This is a genomic window from Pseudoclavibacter sp. 13-3, assembly GCF_021168475.1.
Lineage (GTDB): Bacteria > Actinomycetota > Actinomycetes > Actinomycetales > Microbacteriaceae > Pseudoclavibacter_A.
The window spans coordinates 15,256-34,307 of sequence record NZ_JAJOZT010000005.1 but is presented as its reverse complement, the minus strand read 5'-3'; the positions used below and the strand labels follow the sequence as shown (position 1 = coordinate 34,307).

General features: G+C 65.8%; 17 protein-coding genes, 1 other RNA gene and 1 pseudogene. 11 read left to right on the top strand and 8 right to left on the bottom strand.

Going from position 1 to position 19,052, the window contains the following annotated elements:
- The first annotated feature begins 116 nt into the window (after positions 1–116).
- Positions 117–489, top strand: a transfer-messenger RNA (tmRNA) gene (gene ssrA / locus LRX77_RS09020).
- Between the two features lie 274 nt (positions 490–763).
- Complete coding sequence (locus LRX77_RS09015; RefSeq protein ID WP_231832577.1) at positions 764–988, top strand: hypothetical protein; 225 nt, start codon at positions 764–766, stop codon at positions 986–988.
- A 64-nt stretch (positions 989–1,052) separates the two neighbouring features.
- Here LRX77_RS09015 and LRX77_RS09010 read toward each other — a convergent pair whose 3' ends face one another.
- The 7 genes from LRX77_RS09010 to LRX77_RS08980 form a co-directional block, all read right to left on the bottom strand.
- On the bottom strand, positions 1,053–2,138 hold the full coding sequence (locus LRX77_RS09010; protein WP_231832666.1) for a fatty acid desaturase family protein: 1,086 nt from the start codon (positions 2,136–2,138) through the stop codon (positions 1,053–1,055).
- Positions 2,139–2,328: 190 nt separating this feature from the next.
- Positions 2,329–3,096, bottom strand: coding sequence for a potassium channel family protein (locus LRX77_RS09005; protein WP_231832576.1), 768 nt, complete (start codon positions 3,094–3,096; stop codon positions 2,329–2,331).
- A gap of 50 nt (positions 3,097–3,146) precedes the next feature.
- Positions 3,147–3,500, bottom strand: a complete 354-nt coding sequence (locus LRX77_RS09000; protein ID WP_231832575.1) for an META domain-containing protein — start codon at positions 3,498–3,500, stop codon at positions 3,147–3,149.
- Between the two features lie 36 nt (positions 3,501–3,536).
- Positions 3,537–3,938, bottom strand: a complete 402-nt coding sequence (locus LRX77_RS08995) for an SHOCT domain-containing protein (protein ID WP_231832574.1) — start codon at positions 3,936–3,938, stop codon at positions 3,537–3,539.
- Positions 3,939–4,069: 131 nt separating this feature from the next.
- Complete coding sequence (locus LRX77_RS08990; protein WP_231832573.1) at positions 4,070–4,714, bottom strand: DedA family protein; 645 nt, start codon at positions 4,712–4,714, stop codon at positions 4,070–4,072.
- A 168-nt stretch (positions 4,715–4,882) separates the two neighbouring features.
- The gene (locus LRX77_RS08985) at positions 4,883–5,614 is read right to left on the bottom strand and encodes an iron transporter (RefSeq protein WP_231832572.1); all 732 of its coding nucleotides are present in this window, start codon (positions 5,612–5,614) and stop codon (positions 4,883–4,885) included.
- A gap of 76 nt (positions 5,615–5,690) precedes the next feature.
- Positions 5,691–7,109 carry an FTR1 family iron permease gene (locus LRX77_RS08980; RefSeq protein WP_231832571.1) on the bottom strand — a complete coding sequence of 473 codons (1,419 nt, stop codon included), beginning with the start codon at positions 7,107–7,109 and terminating at the stop codon, positions 5,691–5,693.
- A gap of 210 nt (positions 7,110–7,319) precedes the next feature.
- Here LRX77_RS08980 and LRX77_RS08975 point away from each other — a divergent pair, with 210 nt between their 5' ends.
- From LRX77_RS08975 to LRX77_RS08965, 3 genes and pseudogenes are all read left to right on the top strand, one after another.
- Entirely contained in the window at positions 7,320–7,724 is a 405-nt protein-coding gene (locus LRX77_RS08975) for a fluoride efflux transporter FluC (protein WP_231832570.1), read from the top strand.
- A complete protein-coding gene (locus LRX77_RS08970) occupies positions 7,721–8,146 on the top strand; it encodes a fluoride efflux transporter FluC (RefSeq protein ID WP_231832569.1) in 426 nt (141 codons plus the stop codon). The genes LRX77_RS08975 and LRX77_RS08970 overlap by 4 nt, the downstream gene beginning before the upstream one ends.
- A gap of 115 nt (positions 8,147–8,261) precedes the next feature.
- A pseudogene (locus LRX77_RS08965) lies at positions 8,262–10,439 on the top strand (heavy metal translocating P-type ATPase); the annotation flags it as partial.
- A 21-nt stretch (positions 10,440–10,460) separates the two neighbouring features.
- Here the strand turns inward: LRX77_RS08965 and LRX77_RS08960 are convergent.
- Positions 10,461–11,189: a VIT1/CCC1 transporter family protein gene (locus LRX77_RS08960; protein ID WP_231832568.1), complete on the bottom strand. Its 729-nt coding sequence runs from the start codon at positions 11,187–11,189 to the stop codon at positions 10,461–10,463.
- A gap of 158 nt (positions 11,190–11,347) precedes the next feature.
- On the opposite strand from LRX77_RS08960, the gene LRX77_RS08955 reads away from it, so the two are divergent.
- The 6 genes from LRX77_RS08955 (at position 11,348) to LRX77_RS08930 (ending at position 19,033) form a co-directional block, all read left to right on the top strand.
- Positions 11,348–11,737 carry an ArsR/SmtB family transcription factor gene (locus tag LRX77_RS08955; RefSeq protein ID WP_231832567.1) on the top strand — a complete coding sequence of 130 codons (390 nt, stop codon included), beginning with the start codon at positions 11,348–11,350 and terminating at the stop codon, positions 11,735–11,737.
- Complete coding sequence (locus tag LRX77_RS08950; RefSeq protein WP_231832566.1) at positions 11,734–12,663, top strand: cation diffusion facilitator family transporter; 930 nt, start codon at positions 11,734–11,736, stop codon at positions 12,661–12,663. Before LRX77_RS08955 ends, LRX77_RS08950 begins: the two co-directional genes overlap by 4 nt.
- Before the next feature lie 149 nt (positions 12,664–12,812).
- Positions 12,813–13,784 (top strand): ATP-binding cassette domain-containing protein, encoded by a 972-nt coding sequence (locus LRX77_RS08945; RefSeq protein WP_231832565.1) that lies wholly within the window; start codon positions 12,813–12,815, stop codon positions 13,782–13,784.
- Positions 13,781–15,925, top strand: a complete 2,145-nt coding sequence (locus LRX77_RS08940) for a YhgE/Pip family protein (RefSeq protein ID WP_231832564.1) — start codon at positions 13,781–13,783, stop codon at positions 15,923–15,925. Before LRX77_RS08945 ends, LRX77_RS08940 begins: the two co-directional genes overlap by 4 nt.
- Positions 15,925–16,578 (top strand): TetR/AcrR family transcriptional regulator, encoded by a 654-nt coding sequence (locus tag LRX77_RS08935; RefSeq protein ID WP_231832563.1) that lies wholly within the window; start codon positions 15,925–15,927, stop codon positions 16,576–16,578. The genes LRX77_RS08940 and LRX77_RS08935 overlap by 1 nt, the downstream gene beginning before the upstream one ends.
- A 10-nt stretch (positions 16,579–16,588) precedes the next feature.
- The gene (locus LRX77_RS08930) at positions 16,589–19,033 is read left to right on the top strand and encodes an ATP-dependent helicase (protein WP_231832562.1); all 2,445 of its coding nucleotides are present in this window, start codon (positions 16,589–16,591) and stop codon (positions 19,031–19,033) included.
- Positions 19,034–19,052 lie beyond the last annotated feature (19 nt).

Below are 19,052 nucleotides of genomic sequence, written 5' to 3'. Positions count from 1 at the left end.
AGAGAAGCTGGCTGTGCTGGAGCCGCTAGGGAATGCAACGGCCGATCTGGCGTTGTAAGATGATGAGTCCATCGTTCGGAAGCGATTTCGCACGGCGGCCAGTTGATAACTGAAGAGGGGCCGATCGGTTTCGACACTGTCTTGATGATTGTGAGAAGCGGGCCGAGAAGGCGTGGATGATCTCGTAAACCAAGTCACGCAACCCAATAGGTGCCAACAACAAACGCACCGATTTCGCTCTCGCTGCCTAAAGCGAGTTCATGAAATCCGTTCAACTGAGTATGCCTTCGCCTCAGACCTGAACGTCATTGAGAGGGCTTGCCGCCGAACCAAGTGAGTGGGTTCGTCGGGACTTTTCAGACTCACTGGGCCTGTCAGCCAGCTGCCTGTCGCAGGGCTGGGGCCAAGCAGAACGTGAGACAGGCTACGCCCGTAGAAGTCGCATGAAACGAGCAGTGGACCCGGGTTCGATTCCCGGCGGCTCCACTACAGCCCATCACCCTGTTCATTCGGGGTGGTGGGCATCTTCGCGCAACCCGCGAGATCCTCGTGTACAAGCGGATCGAGGCACTCTCATCGGTCAATGACGGCAATGCCTACAGCTCGCAAGATCACCTCCGAGAGTATTACCAAGAGTATTACCGTCAGACGCCGTGAGGCTGTTCGTATGACAACACGAGGGTAGTGGTGTCATGCAGATCCGAACCGCACGACTCGACCGAGGTGGCAGAGCATTGCACGCATCCTCGGTACGCTCACGATCATGATGACTGACGTTCCCGACGACTCGAGCAGGCCGCGCAAACGTACGATGGCTGACGGCAGACCCAGCGACAGCAGGTTCACTCGATTCCTGCTGAGGTTCATCGGGCCGCCCGCGGTGTCGCCTCTGACCGCAGACGACGTGCGTGCCCTCGAAGAGGTCAAGCGCACCAATGCCAACCGTGGCAATGCGCATCGGGCCGCCGAAGAGCGAGACGGTGCCTAGCGCGAGACACCGGCCAGATAATCAATCGCAGCTGAGCTTCGAGGCGGGGCTGCCACGGCATCCGTCAGATGCTGCGCCGCTGCTGAATCAGCGGGCAGTCGAACAGGTCGGTCTCTCCGCGCAACCCCACCTGGTTGAGGTAGCGGATGATGATGCCATACGACTGGAACAGGCCGGTCTCGGTGTAGCGCACGTCCTTCGCCGCGCAGTACTCGCGTACGATCACGGCCGCCCGACGCAGGTGGGGTCGTGGCATGGACGGAAAGAGATGGTGCTCGGCCTGGTAGTTCAGTCCGCCCATCAGCGTGTCGACTACGCGACTGCCGCGGATGTTGCGGCTGACCAGCACCTGACGGCGCAGAAAGTCGAGGCGCATGCTCTTCGGCACGATCGGCATGCCTTTGTGATTCGGCGCGAACGATCCGCCGAGATAGAAGCCGAAGATTCCGAGCTGTACCGCCAGAAAAGTCACGGCGATGCCGGGGGAGAGTACGAGGAACACCAGCGTGGTGAACGCCACCAGGCGAATGCTCAGAAACAGGATCTCGGCCCAGCGTCTCGAGACGCGCTGGCGTGAGAAGAGCCGGCCGATGCTGGAGCCGTGCAGTGCGACGCCTTGCAGAAAGAGCAGCGGAATCACCAGCCACCCCTGCTTGCCGATCGCCCAGCTGCCAGTCGAGCTGCGCCGTGCCTCGGCATCGTCCGGCGTGAATGCGATGACCCCCGGTGCGATGTCGGGGTCGGCGGCGACCTTGTTCGGGTTGGAATGGTGGCGGGTGTGCTTGTTCTGCCACCATCCGTAGCTCATGCCGACGAAGAGGTTGCCGACGATCAGGCTGATCCACTCGTTCCAGCGGCCTGACTTGAAGATCTGTCGATGGGCGGCGTCGTGGCCGAGAAACGCGATCTGAGTGAAGATGACGGCGAATGCTGCTGCGGTGAACATCTGCCACCACGTGTCGCCGATCCAGATGAACGCCAAGACGCCGATTGCGAGCACGAGGGGCGTCAGGATCAGCTTGGTCCAGTAGTAGCCGTAGCGTCGCCGCATCAGTCCCTCATCGCGGATGCGCTGGGCGAGCTCGGTGTAGTCGCTGCTGGGCGTGTGCCCGCCGCGTGTGGGGCGTGCACCTTGCGTCGGTCGCGAGATCTGCACCTGCGGTGGTGCCTGGGCTTTGCCCGGTGGGCCTGTCGTGTGGGTGGTTTCAGTCACGGTCTTCTCCAGTCTCTGTCTGAGAACAACAACGGAGTTCCGTCATCTGTATATAGGCACACTCTTCCCTAGTGCAGGCCCATGCACAAGGGCATGCGGTATTGTGACGTCGACGTGCGGTCGAATCTCAATGTGATGCCGCATCAGCGTGTACGGCAACGGTCGAAGCCGCGTCGGGCGAGCGCGTCTGCGCTCCGTCGTTCCCAGCTGCGTCACCTGCGGTCTGTTGCGCGGCGATGAGGATGTCGAGCTTGCGCTCAAGCTCCTGGAACTGCGCCTGCGTGGCCGCCTGACTCGCTTCGTCATCTTGCCGGATGCGTTCGACGATCCAAGAGGCGAGAGTGCCTGTTGCGGTGCTGATGAGCGTGATGCCGCCGATCATGAGGGCGACCGCGACCAGCCTGCCGGTGATCGTCACGGTGGTCTCGTCGCCATAACCCACTGTGGTGATCGTGACGATCGCCCTCCAGAGCGCGTCACCGTATGATTCGATCTGTGATCCGGGCTGCCCACGTTCTGCTTCGAGGATCGCCAGCGAGCCGACGAAGACCAGTAGACAGACTGCCCCGATCACGTAGGTGATGATCTTACCGCGCAGAGCGGTGCCGGCCGTGCGCTGCAGCACTCGGAGCAGTGTGACGAGTCGCAGCAGTCTCAGCGGACGAAGCACCGGAAGTGCGACCACCGCGAGGTCGAAGAGGTGGGTGTAGAACCAGCGCCAGCGGGGGCGGGCCAAGCTCAGCGAAATGATGTAGTCGACCACGAAGACCGCCCATGTCAGGTTCATGGTCCATTCGGCAACGGCCCGCGGGGCTCCAGTGGGCTCGCCGAGCACCTGCCAGGCATAGGCGATGAGAAAGACCAGAGCAGCCGCTGTGAGCGGCCACTCAGTCATCTGCCTCCAATAGGTCAGCGCTGACCTGTGCTCAGGCGGGGCGGCGTCGATCACTGCTTGGCCAGGGTGCCGATGACCGAGTCGTCTGAGTTGAACACCTGAAGCTCATCACCGTGCACCTGGGCGTGGTCGAGACCAGAGAGCCAGGTGTCGACGTCGATGCAGGCCATCATGGTGGCTGCGACCTGAGAGAACTGAACCGTGTGGTCATGCTGGCTCCAGGAGCCGGTGAGCCGATTGCAGCCGTCAGTGCCCGAGAACTGACCGCTCTCTTCCAAAGTCAGCGATGGGCTGCTTGAAGCCGTTGGCCCCCAGCCTCCGACGGGGGAGGCAGACGAACTCGGTGAGGCGCAGCCCACCAGTGCAAGAGACACCGCTGCGCCCGCGGACAGGACGAAGGCCATGTCCGCGGTGCGCCAGAGGTGTCGCGCGACCATCGGTCAGCCGCGAGGTGCGAGTGCCGCCGACTTGAGCTGCTCGAACTCGGCCGGTGTGATTGTTCCGGCGTCGAGCAGCTGCTTCGCCTGTGCGATCTCTGCTGCCGGGTTGGAACCCGCGACTGAGCGTACGTAGTTCTTCGTGGCGTCTTCGACCTGCTGCTGCTCTTTGACCGCGCGCTCGGCCATACCGTTGCCGCGGGCGATCAGATAGACGATCGCTGTGATGAACGGCAGGAAGATCAGGAAGAGGAACCAGATGGCTTTGGCCCAGCCGTTCAGCTTTCGGTCGCGGAACAGATCGGTGATGATGGAGAACAGCGCCATGAGATAGGCCACGAACACGAAGAAGGTGACGAGCCACCAGATGGTGTTCCAAATGGTTGACCAGAAATCAGCGAACATGTGTGTCTCTCCTTGTGTGAATGGCTCACTGGCTGAACGATCCTCAGCAGGTCAGCGAACCTTATCTGTCACCTGTTAGTCTAGCGAGCTGCAGCCTGCACGGCGGGCGCTGAACAGCATCCCCATGATGCTCACGCGGTGGTGCGCGCGTTGCGCAGCCACGTGAGAGCGAATCGCACGCCGATCGGCAGAACAGATATCAGAACGATCGCGATCAGAATGATGTCAACGTGCTGGGCGATCCAGGGGATGCCGCCGAGCAGATGCCCGGCCACCGGCAGCCCGACGCCCCAGACCAGCGCGCCGATGCTGTTCCAGAACAGAAATCGAGTGCGACCGTACCCGGCGACACCGGCGGCGAAGGGCACGAACGTGCGGATGATCGGGATGAACCTCGCGAGCAGAATCGCGGGCCCGCCGAAACGCGCGAAGAACTGGCTGGCCTTCGCGGTGTGCGGGGCGAGTCTGCCCTGCACGAAGCGTGAGATGCGCTCGCTGCGCAGTGAGAGGCGACCGACGGTGTAACCCGTCTGATCGCCGACGAACGCCATCACCGCGATGACGAGGCAGACCAGCCACAATGGCAGCGTTGAGAGCGCCTCGTTCTGCGACTGTGCGGCACCCGTGAGCATGCCGAGCAGAAAGACCAGTGAGTCTCCAGGCAGAAAGAAGCCGATCAGCAGACCCGTCTCGGCGAAGACGATGACGGCGCAGACGACCAGCGCCCACGGGCCGGTCGCGGCGAGGATGACATGGGGATCGAGCCAGGAGAACACCTGCTCACTCTACTCGCCGGATGCTGTGGTCGAGCCCGCTTTCCGGTCTGTCTCTGCCGTCTGCCGAGACAGAGATCGCCTGTCTCCTCTCAGGCGGGCGCTCGACTCGTGACAGGGACAGGCGATCGCGTTGATGACGACCGGGCCACCATCAACGCTCACCGGCGATCAGGCGCGTGGGTCGTCGACGATGCACTTCTTCTGCTCGGCGGTGTAGAGCCAATCCATCTGCACATCGAAGGGGGCGAACCATTCGGTGGCCTCGACGCCAGTGCGCTTGTCTTGGTGCAAGCCGTAGCTCTTCGGCGGCGCGACGTGGAAGGTCACGGTGTAGTCGCCGGGATTCTCCAGAGAGCCTACGAGCCCCGCGGCCTCGGCAGTCTTCGGAATATTGGTGCCGTAGTGCGAGCCGTCGCCGGCGTTCATCTCCATGAACATGCCGCTGACGATTTTCTTGCCTGACTTGTCGGTCACTGTGTAGTCGATGTTCAGATCGGCCGGAGTCTCGTCGACTGACCAGCCGTACCTGGTGCCCTCTTCGTTGACCTTGACGTCGAGTTCGATGTGCGCGATCGAATCGGCGTACGCAGGCATCATGCCCCCGTCGAAGGCCATGTCGCCAGGCTGGAAGTAGTTGGCCTCCATGTGGAAAGGTCCTTGATCGGCATCGCCGACGGGAATCTCGTGGTTCTGGCCGTCGTCTTCAGCGGTGCCGCACACGGATGCTGCCAGCCGGGCGTCTTCGGTGGTGGCGTCACTGGTGTCGGCCGCACTGCTCTCAGCGCTGTTGCTGTTGGCTGCACCGCTGTCGTTCGACGAGCAGCCGGTCAGTGCCAATGCACTGGCTGATGCGACCAGGCAGATGCCCAGGGCGGTGCGGGTCATTCGGTTCATTGTCATTCTTTGCTCCTTTATCTCTGGGTGGCTGAGCGCCACCTCGTCGGGGAAAGCTGTGCGTGCGTGCGTGCGAGCGCAGTCAGTCGGTGGGCTCGGTCGCGAGCAGCATTGCTTCAGCTTCGGCTTCGGCTGATTCGTGCTTCTGCCGGCGCAGATCTCGATTCTGTGCAACGGTCAGCCAGATCGCGGCGACCACGAGGATGAGCTGAGGCAGCAGCGTTTCCGCTCGTGGGTAGAGCCCGAGCACCGGTATCGTCAGCCAGCTGAGTGATGGAATGCTCGTCTGCCCCAGAACGAAACCGGCCTCCCCGAGCTCCACCACGCCGTTGCCGACGAAGACGATTGCGAGCAGGAACAGCAGAGCCGAGGTTGCTTTGAATACGATCCCGATCGGCAGCTTTACTGCGAAGTATCGGAAGACGACGAAGACCCCGAGCAGAAGCGCAGCTGCTGCGGCGATACCGATGCCGACCCAGAACGAGTCAGCCATGCCGCCCTGGAAGGCAGCGGCATAGAACAGCACGAGTTCGGCTCCCTCTCGGCTGACGGCCAGGAAGGCCGCGAACGACAGGAGCCACATGCTGCCCGTGGTGATCGACTGATCGACCTTGCCACGCACATAGCGCTCCCAAGCCTGTTCGTCGGATTTGCTGAGCATCCAGTTTGAGATGTAGAAGAGCACGAGCACCGCCAGGAACATCGTGCCGCCCTCGAGCATTTCCTGCCCGGCACCCGCGTTCTGGAGCACCGCGCCTAACAGCACGGCCAGCAGAATGGAGACGCCGATGCCGGCGAGCACACCCCAGTAGACGTATTTTGTCAGCCGTCTGTTACCTGACCGAACCAGGTACAGTACGATCGCGGCGACGACGAGTAGAGCTTCGAGCCCTTCTCGGAGCAAAATCGTGAAGGCAGTGACGAACGAGTAGACGCGGCGCGCCTCGGGCGTGACCGTCGTCGTCGTACGCTGGTCCAGCAGCTTCTGCGCAGCTGCCTCTTTCTGATCTTCAGGCAGGTCATCTGCGATCACACCATCGAGCTCTAAGGCGTCACGGGCGACGTTCAGCTTGATGCTTTCGATGGTGCTGCGAGCGGAAGTGGCGTCTTTGGCCTTGGCCTGCGACTTGGCCTTGCCGAACAGGCCTTCCAACATGGGCTTGCGATTGCCGCTCAACGACATCGACGGCCCTTCGAGCAGCGGGTCGTAGTACTTGAAGTAGGCATTCTGCACTTCGCGGTAGGCCGAATCGTAGTCGGCGCTGTCAAGGGCGTCGAGGGCATTGTCGAGAGTGTCGGCGACCTTCAGCGCGACGTCTTGGTTGCTGCTCTCTGCAGTGTCGGCGGCAGCGTGTGTGGGGGTCGTGGTGAGGGACACCCCGATGAGTGCCATGAGCGCCAGCGCAAGGCTGACGATGACGCGCATGTTCCCGGCGAGGCGCGCGTCGTGCGACGCGACGACGAGCGGCGCCTGATTCTGCAGAGACTGATTGTGTGCCACGACTTCCCCTAAAGGTCTGATGATGCCTTAGTGAGGTTAGACCCTCCTTATTTATTCGGCAACCCAAACTTATAATGAAGGCTACCCTGATAATGGTGTTGCGAGATCAAGGGGCGCCACGGTCTGCTCACAGCCGTGACTCTGGGGGTTCCCGAACCTCCTGGGCCTGTCGTGCCGGTCGCCGCGTCGAGGTGAGCGCATAATTGCAGCATGGTGAACGTGCGTGACCTGCTTCAGGGCATCTGGCCGGTGGCCGTCGGCGGCATGATCGGCACCGCGGCTCGCGCCTCGATCGAGACCGCCCTGCCGGTGGCATCCGGGTGGCCTTGGCCGACTTTTCTGATCAACATCGGGGGAGCGCTCGTGCTCGGCCTGCTCACCGGCCTGCTCGCCCGTGGCGCGGCCGCGGGATTGCGGCGCCTGCTGCGTCTCGGTGTCGGCACCGGGATCATCGGCGGATTCACCACCTACAGCACGTTTGTGATGGAGGTCGATCTGCGACTCGCGGAAGGCAGCGCCACGCTGGCCATGCTCTACGCCCTCGGCAGCATCCTCATCGGGGTCGCTGCAGCGGTTGTCGGGCTGGTCATGGGGCGAAGGGCAGTGCGGGCATGACGTTCGGACTGCTTGTGCTGACGGCGGTCGCAGGCGGCGTCGGCTCGGGGCTGCGCTATACCGTCGACACGCTGGTGACCGGCTGGCGGCTCAAGTCGTCGCCGAGCGGCATGCCGATGGGCACGATGGTCGTGAACCTGAGCGCCTGTCTGCTGCTGGGGCTGCTGACCGGGTGGGCGGCCACAGCGGCCGCGCCGACGGTGGGTGCGGGCTCGGCCGGGGCGGATGTCGCGGCTGCGGTCACCGTACTCGGCGTCGGCCTGCTGGGCGGCTATTCGACGTTCAGCACCGCCTGCGTCGAGACAGGGCGACTCCTGCTGCAGGGCAAGGTGCGGCTGGCGGTGACCCATGGGCTCGGCATGGTCGTCGGATGCCTCATCGCCGGCATGATCGGCATCGCCGTGGGCGGGATGCTCGGCTAGCGTCGCTGCGGTTCGGAGGCGTCTGATCGACCTGTTCGGCCCGGTCGCCACGTATGCGGAGAAGCACTCGCAGCGGGGGTTCCCGGTGTCGGTGGGCCGGGCTAGTGTGTCTGACATGAACGGGACTCCGAACGACCGCAGCGAGACGTCGCACATGCCGATGGAGCACGGCGGCATGGGGCACAGCGGGATGACGCACAGCGGCACGACGGGCATGGCCCCGATGGCGCACATGCATCACGCCGGGCACGTTCTGCGCTTTCGGCGACTCTTCTGGACCATGCTCGTGCTGTCGATACCGACCGTCCTGCTCAGCTCGATGTTCGCCGACGTCATCGGCTACCGCCTGCCCGAGGTCGGGTGGCTCGCCTGGGTGAGCCCTGTGCTGGGCACCGTCGTCTACGCGTGGGGCGGCAGACCTTTCCTCGTCGGCGCCGTCGATGAGATTCGGTCTCGTCAGCCGGGCATGATGCTGCTGATCGCGCTCGCGATCACCGTCGCCTTTCTCAGCTCGTGGGGTGCGTCGTTGCATCTGCTGAGTCACGAGCTCGACTTCTGGTGGGAGCTCGCCCTGCTCGTGGTCATCATGCTGCTCGGCCACTGGATCGAGATGCGCTCACTCGCCCGCAGCGGGTCTGCGCTCGACTCGCTGGCCGCACTGCTGCCCGACGTGGCCGAGCGCGTGGTCGCGCACGGCGCTGACGGTGCCGAACAGATCGAACAGGTGCCGCCGACAGCGCTGCATGAGGGCGATCTCGTGCTGCTGCGGCCGGGTGGTGCAGTGCTGGCAGACGGCGTGGTCGTCGACGGCGCGGCCAGTCTCGACGAATCGATGATCACCGGCGAGTCCCGTCCAGTGCCCCGATCGTTCGGCGACCACGTCGTCGCCGGCACCGTCGCGACAGACTCCGGCCTGCGCATCCGCGTGACGGCTGTAGGAGACCGCACAGCACTCGCGGGCGTTCAGCGGCTGATCGCCGAGGCGCAGCAGTCCACGTCGCACACGCAGCGTCTGGCAGACCGTGCCGCCGGGTGGCTGTTCTGGTTCACGATCGCCGCTGCCATGATCACGGCGATCGTCTGGGCGATCGCTGGGCGGCCTGATCAGGCCATCGTCCGGGCCATCAGCGTGCTGGTGATCGCGTGTCCGCATGCGTTGGGACTGGCGATCCCGCTGGTGGTCTCGATCGCCACCGAGATCGCGGCGCGCTCTGGTGTGCTGGTCAGCGACCGGCTCGCGCTTGAGCGAATGCGCACGGTCGACACCGTGATCTTCGACAAGACGGGAACGCTGACCCAGGGGCGCCCCGAGGTCACCGCGGTGCTGCCAGCTACGCAGACGATGTCAGATCGCCACGATTCGGGCGCCGCAGAGAACGCGGTGCTGCTGACCGCGGCCTCGGTCGAGCAGAGTTCGGAGCATCCGCTCGCCACCGCGATCGTCGCGGCTGCGCGGCGGCGAGAGCTGACACTGCTGCCGGTCGATGGCTTCGTGTCGGCACCCGCAACCGGCGTCTCGGGCATGGTCAATGGGCATCGCGTTCGTGTCGGCGGCCCCGGGATGCTCGCTGAGCTGGGGCTGGCTGAGCTGGGGTCGGCCGAGAGTGGGGCGGCCGAGACCGGGGCGGCGGAGATCGGGACGGCGGAGCGGCAAGGCGTCGAGGCCTGGCGCGTCCAGGGGGCGACCATTCTGCACGTGGTGGTCGATGACCAAGTGGTGGGTGCCCTTCGACTCGCCGACGCTGTGCGCCCCGAGTCGAAGCAGGCGGTCGCGGCGCTGCACGAGCGCGGCTGTCAGGTGATGATGCTGACCGGCGACGCTCAAGCAGTCGCCGATCACGTCGCCGAAGCCGTGGGCATCGACCGTGTCTATGCGCAGGTGCGCCCTGAAGACAAGGCGGCGCGAGTCCGAGACCTGCAGCGAGAAGGCCGTGTCGTGGCGATGGTCGGCGACGGGGTCAACGATGCGCCTGCACTTGCGCAGGCCGATGTGGGGCTCGCAATCGGTGCCGGAACCGACGTGGCTCGCGGCGCTGCCGGCATCGTCCTGGCGGGCTCAGACCCGCGCACCGTCGTCTCGGTCATGGAGCTCTCACGACAGGCCTACCGCAAGATGCAGCAGAATCTGTGGTGGGCCGTCGGCTACAACCTGATCGCGGTGCCGCTCGCCGCCGGCGTGCTCGCACCGCTCGGCTTCGTGCTGCCGATGACCATCGGCGCCCTGCTGATGTCGGCTTCGACCGTGGCCGTGGCGGTCAACGCCCAACTGCTTCGGGGGATCGATCTGCGCCCGGGACAGCCGCGCGCACAGGCGTCAGGCCCCGACGGCGGTGCCGAAGAGAGCGCCCACGGCATAGGTCACCACCATGGTGAGCAGTCCCATGCCGACGTTGCGCACGACGGCCCGCCCGCGTCGCGCGCCGCCGAGCGTGGCGCTGACGAATCCGGTGAGCAGCAGCGCGACCGCGACGGCGACGATGGTGACACCGATGCGCACCATCTGGTCGAGCGGCAGCAGCATGGCGATGAGCGGAATGAGCGCACCGACGGTGAACGACGCGAAGGATGACCCGGCCGCGGCCCACGGGTTGGTCAGCGCATCGGGGTCGATGCCGAGCTCCGCATCGGCGTGGGCGCGCAGCGCATCGTGCTCGGTCAGGTCTCGTGCGACGAGCTTGGCCACCTCGGGGCTCACTCCGCGGTCGACGTAGATGCCAACCAGCTCGTCGAACTCCTCGCGGGGCATCGTCTTGAGCTCCTGCCGTTCTTTGGCGAGCATCGCCTTCTCGGTGTCGCGCTGAGTGCTCACTGAGACGTACTCGCCGCCGGCCATCGAGAAGGCGCCGGCGACCAGCGCCGCGATGCCGGAAGCGGCGATCGCCACCGTGTTCGTCGTCGCACCCGCGACGCCGATGATGGTGCCGGCGACCGAGACGATCCCGTCGTTGGCCCCGAGCACACCGGCGCGCAGCCAGTTGAGCTTCTCGCCGACCGATTCGACATGCTCCTCGCCCGGGTGGTGGACGTGGGTCGACTTCGCCATGACGGCTCCTCCTGCAGATCAATGCTGAACGTGACGCTGCAGATGGACGCTGCAGGTGATGGGTCTCAGAAGAGTGTACTGACCGAGTCAGGTGCCGAACGACGCACGATGAAGCCTTTCGGCTATCGCCTATCGCCTGATACCGATATTATCGTTCTATGACGATCAAACCTTCTCCGCAGGCGTCGACTCGGGGCACCGACTGCGCTCGGCTGTTCCACGCCGTTGCTGATCCTGCCCGGCTGCGCATCCTGCGCCACCTGATGCTCGGCGAGCACAACGTTCGTCAGCTCGTCGACCACTTGGGGCTGGCCCAGTCGACGGTGAGCGCACATCTCGCCTGCCTCCGCGACTGTGGCCTCGTTCGTGCTCGTGCGGCGGGACGATCATCGTTCTACTCGATCGTCGCCGAGGCCGAGGTGGGTCGACTGCTCGCCGCCGCAGAGTCGCTGATCGCCGCTTCCGGCGTCTCTGGGCAGCATCCGCATGATCACGCACGCATCGAGCGCAGCGCCGATGCGGCGCCGACGGCGCGAGGGGGAAAATGATGCACGACACACACTCGGTTTCAGGCGGGGGAGTCGGCGGACGCTCCCAGCGTCGTCGCCTCGCCGTCGCCTTCGGCGTCACGGCGACGATTCTGGTGGCGCAGGCGATCGGCGCGGTAGTGACCGGCAGCCTCGCGCTGACCACTGACACGGTGCACATGCTGGTCGATTCGTCCGGGCTGCTGCTCGCCCTGGTCACGGCGCATCTGGTGCTGCGGCCGGCGTCGCCGGAGCGCACCTGGGGATTCCGACGGCTCGAGGTCGTCGCGGCGCTGGTGCAGGCGGGCGTGCTGCTGGCTGTCGGGGTCTACGCCCTGGTGTCGGGCGTGCTGCGGCTGTTTCGGCCGCCGGAGGTGCCACCGGTCGAGCTGCTCGTCTTCGGCGTGATCGGGCTGCTGTGCAACGTGCTGTCGATCATGGTGCTGGCCGGTGGTCGCGATGCCAGCTTCAACATGCGCGGTGCCTTTCTCGAGGTGCTCAACGACGCGTTGGGCTCGGTCGGCGTGATCGCTGCGGCTGTGGTCATCTGGGCGACCGGCTGGCAGCAGGCGGATGCGGTGGCCGGGCTGTTCATCGCGGTGCTGATCGTGCCGCGTGCGTTCGCTCTGCTGCGCGACACCATGCGGGTGCTGATGGAGTTCACCCCGAAGGGACTCAATCTCGCCGAGGTGCGGCGGCACCTCCTGACTGTCGACCACGTGCGCGAGGTGCACGATCTGCATGCGTCGACGATTGCGACCGGCCTGCCGGTGCTTTCGGCGCACGTCGTGGTCGACGATGAGTGCTTTCGCGACGGGCATGCGCCGCTGATCCTCGAACAGCTGCGCGACTGCCTGGCGCAGCACTTCGACATCTCGATCGAACACTCGACGCTGCAGATCGAGACCGCAGGAGTGAAGGCGGGCGAGACGCTGCACCACGAGTAGGCGCGGGTTGCTGCGCAGGGTGCTCTGGTGCGGCAATTGCAGAAAACTGACCGGTCAGTCTAAAATTGCGACTGTCACAACGACGTCGACTGCTGGCGCCGTGCGCACCATCTGATCGACACGACGAGATCGAGACGAAGGCGGCAGAGGTGCAGCACACAGATGCGAGCGACGACTCCCGTGCACAACACGGGCAGGGGCTGTCGCACGATGCCGAGAGTGGCCCGCGGAGTGCCGACCGCTCGGGGCGGGCGATGCGATCGGGCCTGAACTCCGACGGCGCAGCCCTCATCGCATATCGTGCGGCCGAACTGCACACCAAGCGCGGGCAGGTCTACGGGCCGCTGACCTTCGAGTCGAGCACCCGCTTCGTGGTGCTGCTCGGCAACCGCGGCGACGGTCGCACCGCGCTGCAGCTCTGCGCCTCCGGGCGCATGCACCCCAGCGCGGGCGAGGTGCTCACCGAAGGCATCGACATCGTGAGAGAGGGGCGCCGCGTGCGCCGGCTGACCGGCATCGTCGCCTTTCAGGGCATCGACGACCTCGAACCGAGGGCGAGCGTCGGCGACCTGCTGCGCGAACGCACCCGCTGGGCGTCGCCGTGGTGGAGGTACGTGCCACGCTTCACCGAGGAGCGCACTGCTGCCGCGCTTCGCGCTGTCTTCGGAGACATCGCGCTGCCCGACCACTGGCAGCTGGCCGGCGGCCTCACCGAGACACAGGAGTTTCTTCTCAAAGTGGCCCTCGCCCTGATCGAGCACCCAGAGGTGCTGGTGATCGACGATCTCGACCAAGTGCATGACACCGAGGCGCGGGCTCAGATCATTCGCCGACTCGAGACGCTCAACCGCGGCGGAATCGGTGTGCTGATGGTGTCGTCCGACGAACGGGACTTCGAACTGACGCCGCCGCTGCAGGTCGACCACGAGCTGGTGCGCATCGCCGACATCACCAGTGATCGCGGGCCCCGCGGGCTGCGCGAACGCATCGAGCACCGCGTCGCCGAGCGGCGGGCGTCGGATGCTGTGGCCGGCGCACAGATCGCCGCGGCCACGAGTGCGGCCGGCATCGATTCTCTCAGCACGTCTGCGGCACAGCCAGATCAGGAGCCTCACGCATGAACATGTTCGCCACGCTGAGCACCGAGCTCAAAAGGTTCTGGCGCGGCAGCCTCACCAAGGTCGCCGTGCTCGTCATCGTGCTGTTCCCGCTGATCTACGGCGCCCTCTACCTCTGGGCCTACTGGTCGCCGACCACCAACATGGGGTCGATGCCCGTCGCTCTCGTGAACGAGGATGAGCCGGCAACGACGGGTCAGGGCGACAAGATCGACGTCGGTGACCAGCTCGTCGAGCATCTGCAGGAGGACGGCAGCCTCGGCTGGCGTGTCGTCGATGCGAAGACCGCCGCAGACGGCGTCTCCGACGGCGAGTACTACTTCTCACTGGTGATCCCCCGTGACTTCTCCAGCACGATCGCAGCGGCCGGCACCGACGCGGCTGCGCCGGCGAAACTTCAGGTGACCTACAACGACGCCAACAACTATCTGGCCACCACGCTGGGCAAGTCGGCGATGACGAAGGTGCGCGACACGCTTGCGCAGCAGACCACCGAGCAGACCGCGAACGCGCTTCTGGTCGGCATCAACACGCTCTCTGACGGCATCCATCAGGCGGCTGACGGCTCGGCCCAGCTGGCCGATGGGTCGACGCAGCTGGTCGACGGCTCCGGGCAGCTGGTGGTCGGCATGAACGCGCTCGCCTCGGGTGCGGTGACGCTCAACACGGGGGCCAGCAAACTCGCCTCTGGCGCTGCCACGCTGGCCACTGGCACACAGCAGGCCAAAACCGGCTCGGCCCAGCTGGCGGCCGGCGCGCAGACGCTCGCACAGGGGGCGCAGCAGACTGACGCCGGCGCGCAGACACTCGCTCAGGGGCTGCAGACGGCGAACGACAACTACGCGCAGATCGACGACGGCGTCGGCCAGCTCGCTGGCAAGATCGACTCCATCGCCGCCGAAGCGGACACGGCCGATGTGAGCGTGCGCGGCGTACTGGTCGCCGCACTCGCCGCCCAGGGCATCGTCGTGCCGGAGGATGCCTCCTGGCAGCAGATCCAGAGTGCGGTCGAGAGCAGCCAACTGCCGTACAAGGACGACATGTCTGCGGCGATCACCAAGCTGCAGGCCGCGCAGAGCCAGGCGGCGACCGACCACGCAGAGGTCGATCGGCTCCGCGCGGGCTCGAGCGCATTCCGCACGGCGCTGGGCACCCAGCTCGTGCCCGGCGCCCAGCGGCTCGCCGCAGGCACGCAGCAGGTCGACACCGGGGCGCAGACCCTGGCTCAGAAAACCGGTGAGCTCGCTGCAGGTGCCAGCCAGCTGAGCGACGGCGCCCAGCAGCTCTCGAGCGGCGCAGCCGCACTCGCAGGCGGCACCAGCGATCTGGTGAGCGGCACCGACAGCGCGAGCAGCGGTGCCAGCCAGCTGAGCGATGGCACGCAGCAGCTGAACGACGGCGCTCAAGAGCTCTCTGGCAAGCTGTCAGACGGCGCCGCTGAGGCGCCCAGTTTCTCGGACGAATCGCGTGCGTCCAATGCGCAGGCGACGGCAGATCCGGTGCAGGTCGACGCCAACGAGCACAACCTCGCCTCGGCGCTGGGGCAGGGGTTCGCCCCGATGTTCACCATGCTCGCCCTCTTCGTCGGCGGCGTGATCAACTGGCTGGTGCTGCGTCCGTTCCCGAAACGCCCGATGGCCAGTAACGCCAGCGGCTTCCGCACGGTCATGGCCGGATTCGCTCCGGCGATCATCATGGGCATCGCGCAGGCGGTCATTCTCTTCGTCGTGTTGCAGCAGGCCTTGGGACTTGACGCTCAGCGGCCAGTGTGGCTGGCACTGTTCATGGTGCTCGTCTCGCTCAGCTTCCTCGCTCTGCAGCAGATGCTCATCATCGTCTTCGGCAGCGCTCCTGGCCGTGTCGTGAGCATCATTCTGCTGATGCTGCAGCTGACCTCGGCCGGCGGAACCTACCCGATCGAGACCACCCCGGCCTTCTTCCAGGCGCTGCATCCGTACATGCCCGGAACATATGCCATTGAAGGCATGCGACAGCTGATCGTCGGTGGCATCGACGGCCGCATGGTGGGCTGCGTCGCCTTCCTGCTGGGCATGCTGATCGTCGCACTGGCGATCAGCTCCATCACCGCGGCGAGACAGAAGGTCTGGAATATGACCAGGCTGCACCCGGAGATCGAGGTCTGATGCATCAGTCGAAGACCAGAGAGGCCATTCTGCGCGCGGCCGTCGAGCTCGCGGCGAGCCAGGGCATCAGCGGCACTTCGATGGATGCCATCGCCGAGGCCGCCGGAGTCGCCAAGGGCAGTCTGTACTACAACTTCGCGTCAAAGGACGCGATCTTCGAAGAGCTGGTTCACAGTGGGCTCCACGACCTGGCAGAGTACCTGCAGCGCTCCCGCGCGCAGCGTCGCGGAGGCGCCGCGCTGGCGGCCATGATCTACGAGATGTTCGGCATCCTGCAGCGGCGGCCGCAGCTGGCGAAGATCCTGGCCGCGGAGCTGTTCCGCACCGATCGCTCGTGGGCCGACAGTCTGACGCTGCTGCAGCGCGGCATCGTCGAACAGTTCCACGAGTGCCTGGTCGAGGCGTGGGGCGATGAGGCGTCGGCGGATGCCCCGCTCACGTCGATCTCGGCATCCGGCGTCTTCGGCATGGTGCTGTTCGCCGGCATCGGCTGGCTGCGGTTCTCGCCGGATCGAACGGTTGAAGAGGCGACCCGCGCCACGCTGCGCACGCTCGCCGTTCCCGGCGTCGACCGGTGGCATCCGGATGCCAGCAGCGGTGCTCCGAGTGGACGGAACAGCGACCGCGCCGCTGATGTCGCACCTCGACCGTAGAATCGAGGAGATGTCACTCACGCCAGAACACCCCAGCTCCGACCGCTCTTCAAAGCGCCGCCCGCAGCCGACGGGAGACCAGCGGCGCGGCGCGGCAGCTGCCGTTGCATCGGACGAACCCCTCGTGCGCGGGCTCAACCCGCAGCAGCGCGAGGCGGTGCTCTACCAGGGGCAGTCGCTGCTGATCGTCGCCGGCGCTGGGTCGGGCAAGACCCGCGTGCTCACGCACCGCATCGCCCACCTCATCGCCACCCATCGTGCCTGGCCCAGCCAGATCCTGGCGATCACCTTCACCAACAAGGCGGCCAACGAGATGCGCGAGCGCGTCGGCCAGCTGCTCGGCGGGGCGGCCGACGGCATGTGGATCAGCACGTTCCACTCGGCGTGCGTGCGCATACTGCGACGCGAGATCTCTGAGCTGGGCTACAACTCGAGCTTCACCATCTATGACACGCACGACTCGCGCGTGCTCCTCAAGCGCCTGATCAAAGAGCGGCATGCCGACACCGATGGGCTGACCCCGGCCGCCGCTCAGCATCGCATCTCGCAGCTGAAGAACGAGCTGCGCGACGCCGATGACCTCTCGCGAGACTCGGGTGGCCGCAGCCCGCTCGACGAAGCGCTGATCGACATCTACCGCGCGTACGACCATGCACTGCTGCGCGCGAACGCGCTCGACTTCGACGACATCCTCGTGCAGACCGTGCACCTCTTCGAGGCGTTCCCCGAGGTGCGGCGACGCTATCAGCACAAGTTCCGCCATGTGCTCGTCGACGAATACCAAGACACCAACAAGGCGCAGTACGAGCTCATCCGTCTGCTGACGACCTCGGCCGACGGCACGGGCCCGGCGACCGCTCCCGAGCGGGCCGAGCCGCGCATCCTCAGCGTCGACGCACCGACCCTGACCGTGGTGGGCGACTCCGATCAGTCGATCTACGCGTTCCGCGGGGCCGACATGCGCAACATCGTCGACTTCGAGAAAGACTTTCCCGGCACGCACGTGGTGCTGCTCGAGCAGAACTACCGGTCGACCCAGCGCATCCTCAGCGCGGCCAACGCCGTCATCGGCAACAACTTCGATCGTGCCGAGAAGAACCTCTGGAGCGCGCTCGGCGACGGCGAGAAGATCACCGCCTACGCGGGCTACACCGCGCACGACGAAGCGCAGTTCGTGGCCGACCGCATCGACGACCTGCACCAAGACGGGCTCGACTACCGAGACGTCGCCGTCTTCTACCGCACCAATGCGCAGACCCGAGCGCTCGAAGAGATCTTCGTGCGCGCCGGCATCCCGTATCGCCTCATCGGCGGCACGAAGTTCTACGACCGCGCCGAGGTGAAAGACGCGCTCGCCTATCTGGTGGCGATCGCGAACCCCGTCGACGACCTCTCGGTGCGACGCATCCTGAACGTGCCGAAGCGCGGCATCGGGCCGACGACCGAGCAGCGGCTGGTCATGTTCGCCGAGCAGCAGCGCCTCGACCTGCCCGCGGCGCTCACGCGTGCCGCCGAGATCGGGCTCGGCCCCAAGGTGACGCAGGCGATGACCTCGCTCGGCGGGGCCATCGTCGACGCCCGCACCGCGCTGGCCGAAGACCGTCTCGACGAGGTGGTCGGGCGGTTCTTCGAGCACATCGGCATCATCGAGGTGCTGCGCAGCTCGCTCGACGCTCAGGATCAGGCCCGTGCCGAGAACCTCGAAGAGTTCCTCTCGCAGCTGACCGACTACGTCGACAAGCACCCCGACGCCAGCATGGTCGACTTTCTCACCGAGGTGCAGCTGACGGCGGCGGCCGACGACCTCGACGACGAGTCGGGCACCGTCTCGCTGATGACGCTGCACACGGCGAAGGGGCTGGAATACCCGGCCGTGTTCATCACCGGTCTCGAAGAGGGGCTGCTCCCGCACCAGATGTCGATCGACGAGATCGGCGGGCTGGCCGAAGAACGCCGCCTGTTCTACGTGGGCATCACGCGCGCCCGCCGCCGGCTCTTCCTCAGCCTCGCGATCAACCGCACCGTGTTCGGGCAGACCCGCGACCAGCTGCCCAGCCGCTTTCTCGACGAGATTCCGGGCGAGCTCATCGAGTGGCGGCAGCATCCCGACGAGATCGGCGCGAACCGTCGCGGCATCAGCTGGGGCGGCAGCCAACGGGCCGGTGACGACGACTTCGAGGCCGACGGGGGGTGGGGAGCCTCGGCCCGCAGTCACGGCTCCCGATCGAAGCGCAGCGGTGCCGCCCACGCCTGGGCCAACGAGATCGGCGTGGGCTCGACGCCCAAGACCGAGCTGCACCTGGCCGCCGGCGATCGCATCAGGCACAAGAGCTTCGGCGAGGGCACGGTCGAAGAGCTCACCGGAAAGGGTGCGAAGCAGGTGGCCGCAGTGCGATTCGACTCGGGGCAGCGCAAGAAGCTGGTGGTCGCCCTCGCGCCGATCGAGGCGCTGTGAGACGCTGCATGCCGAGCGA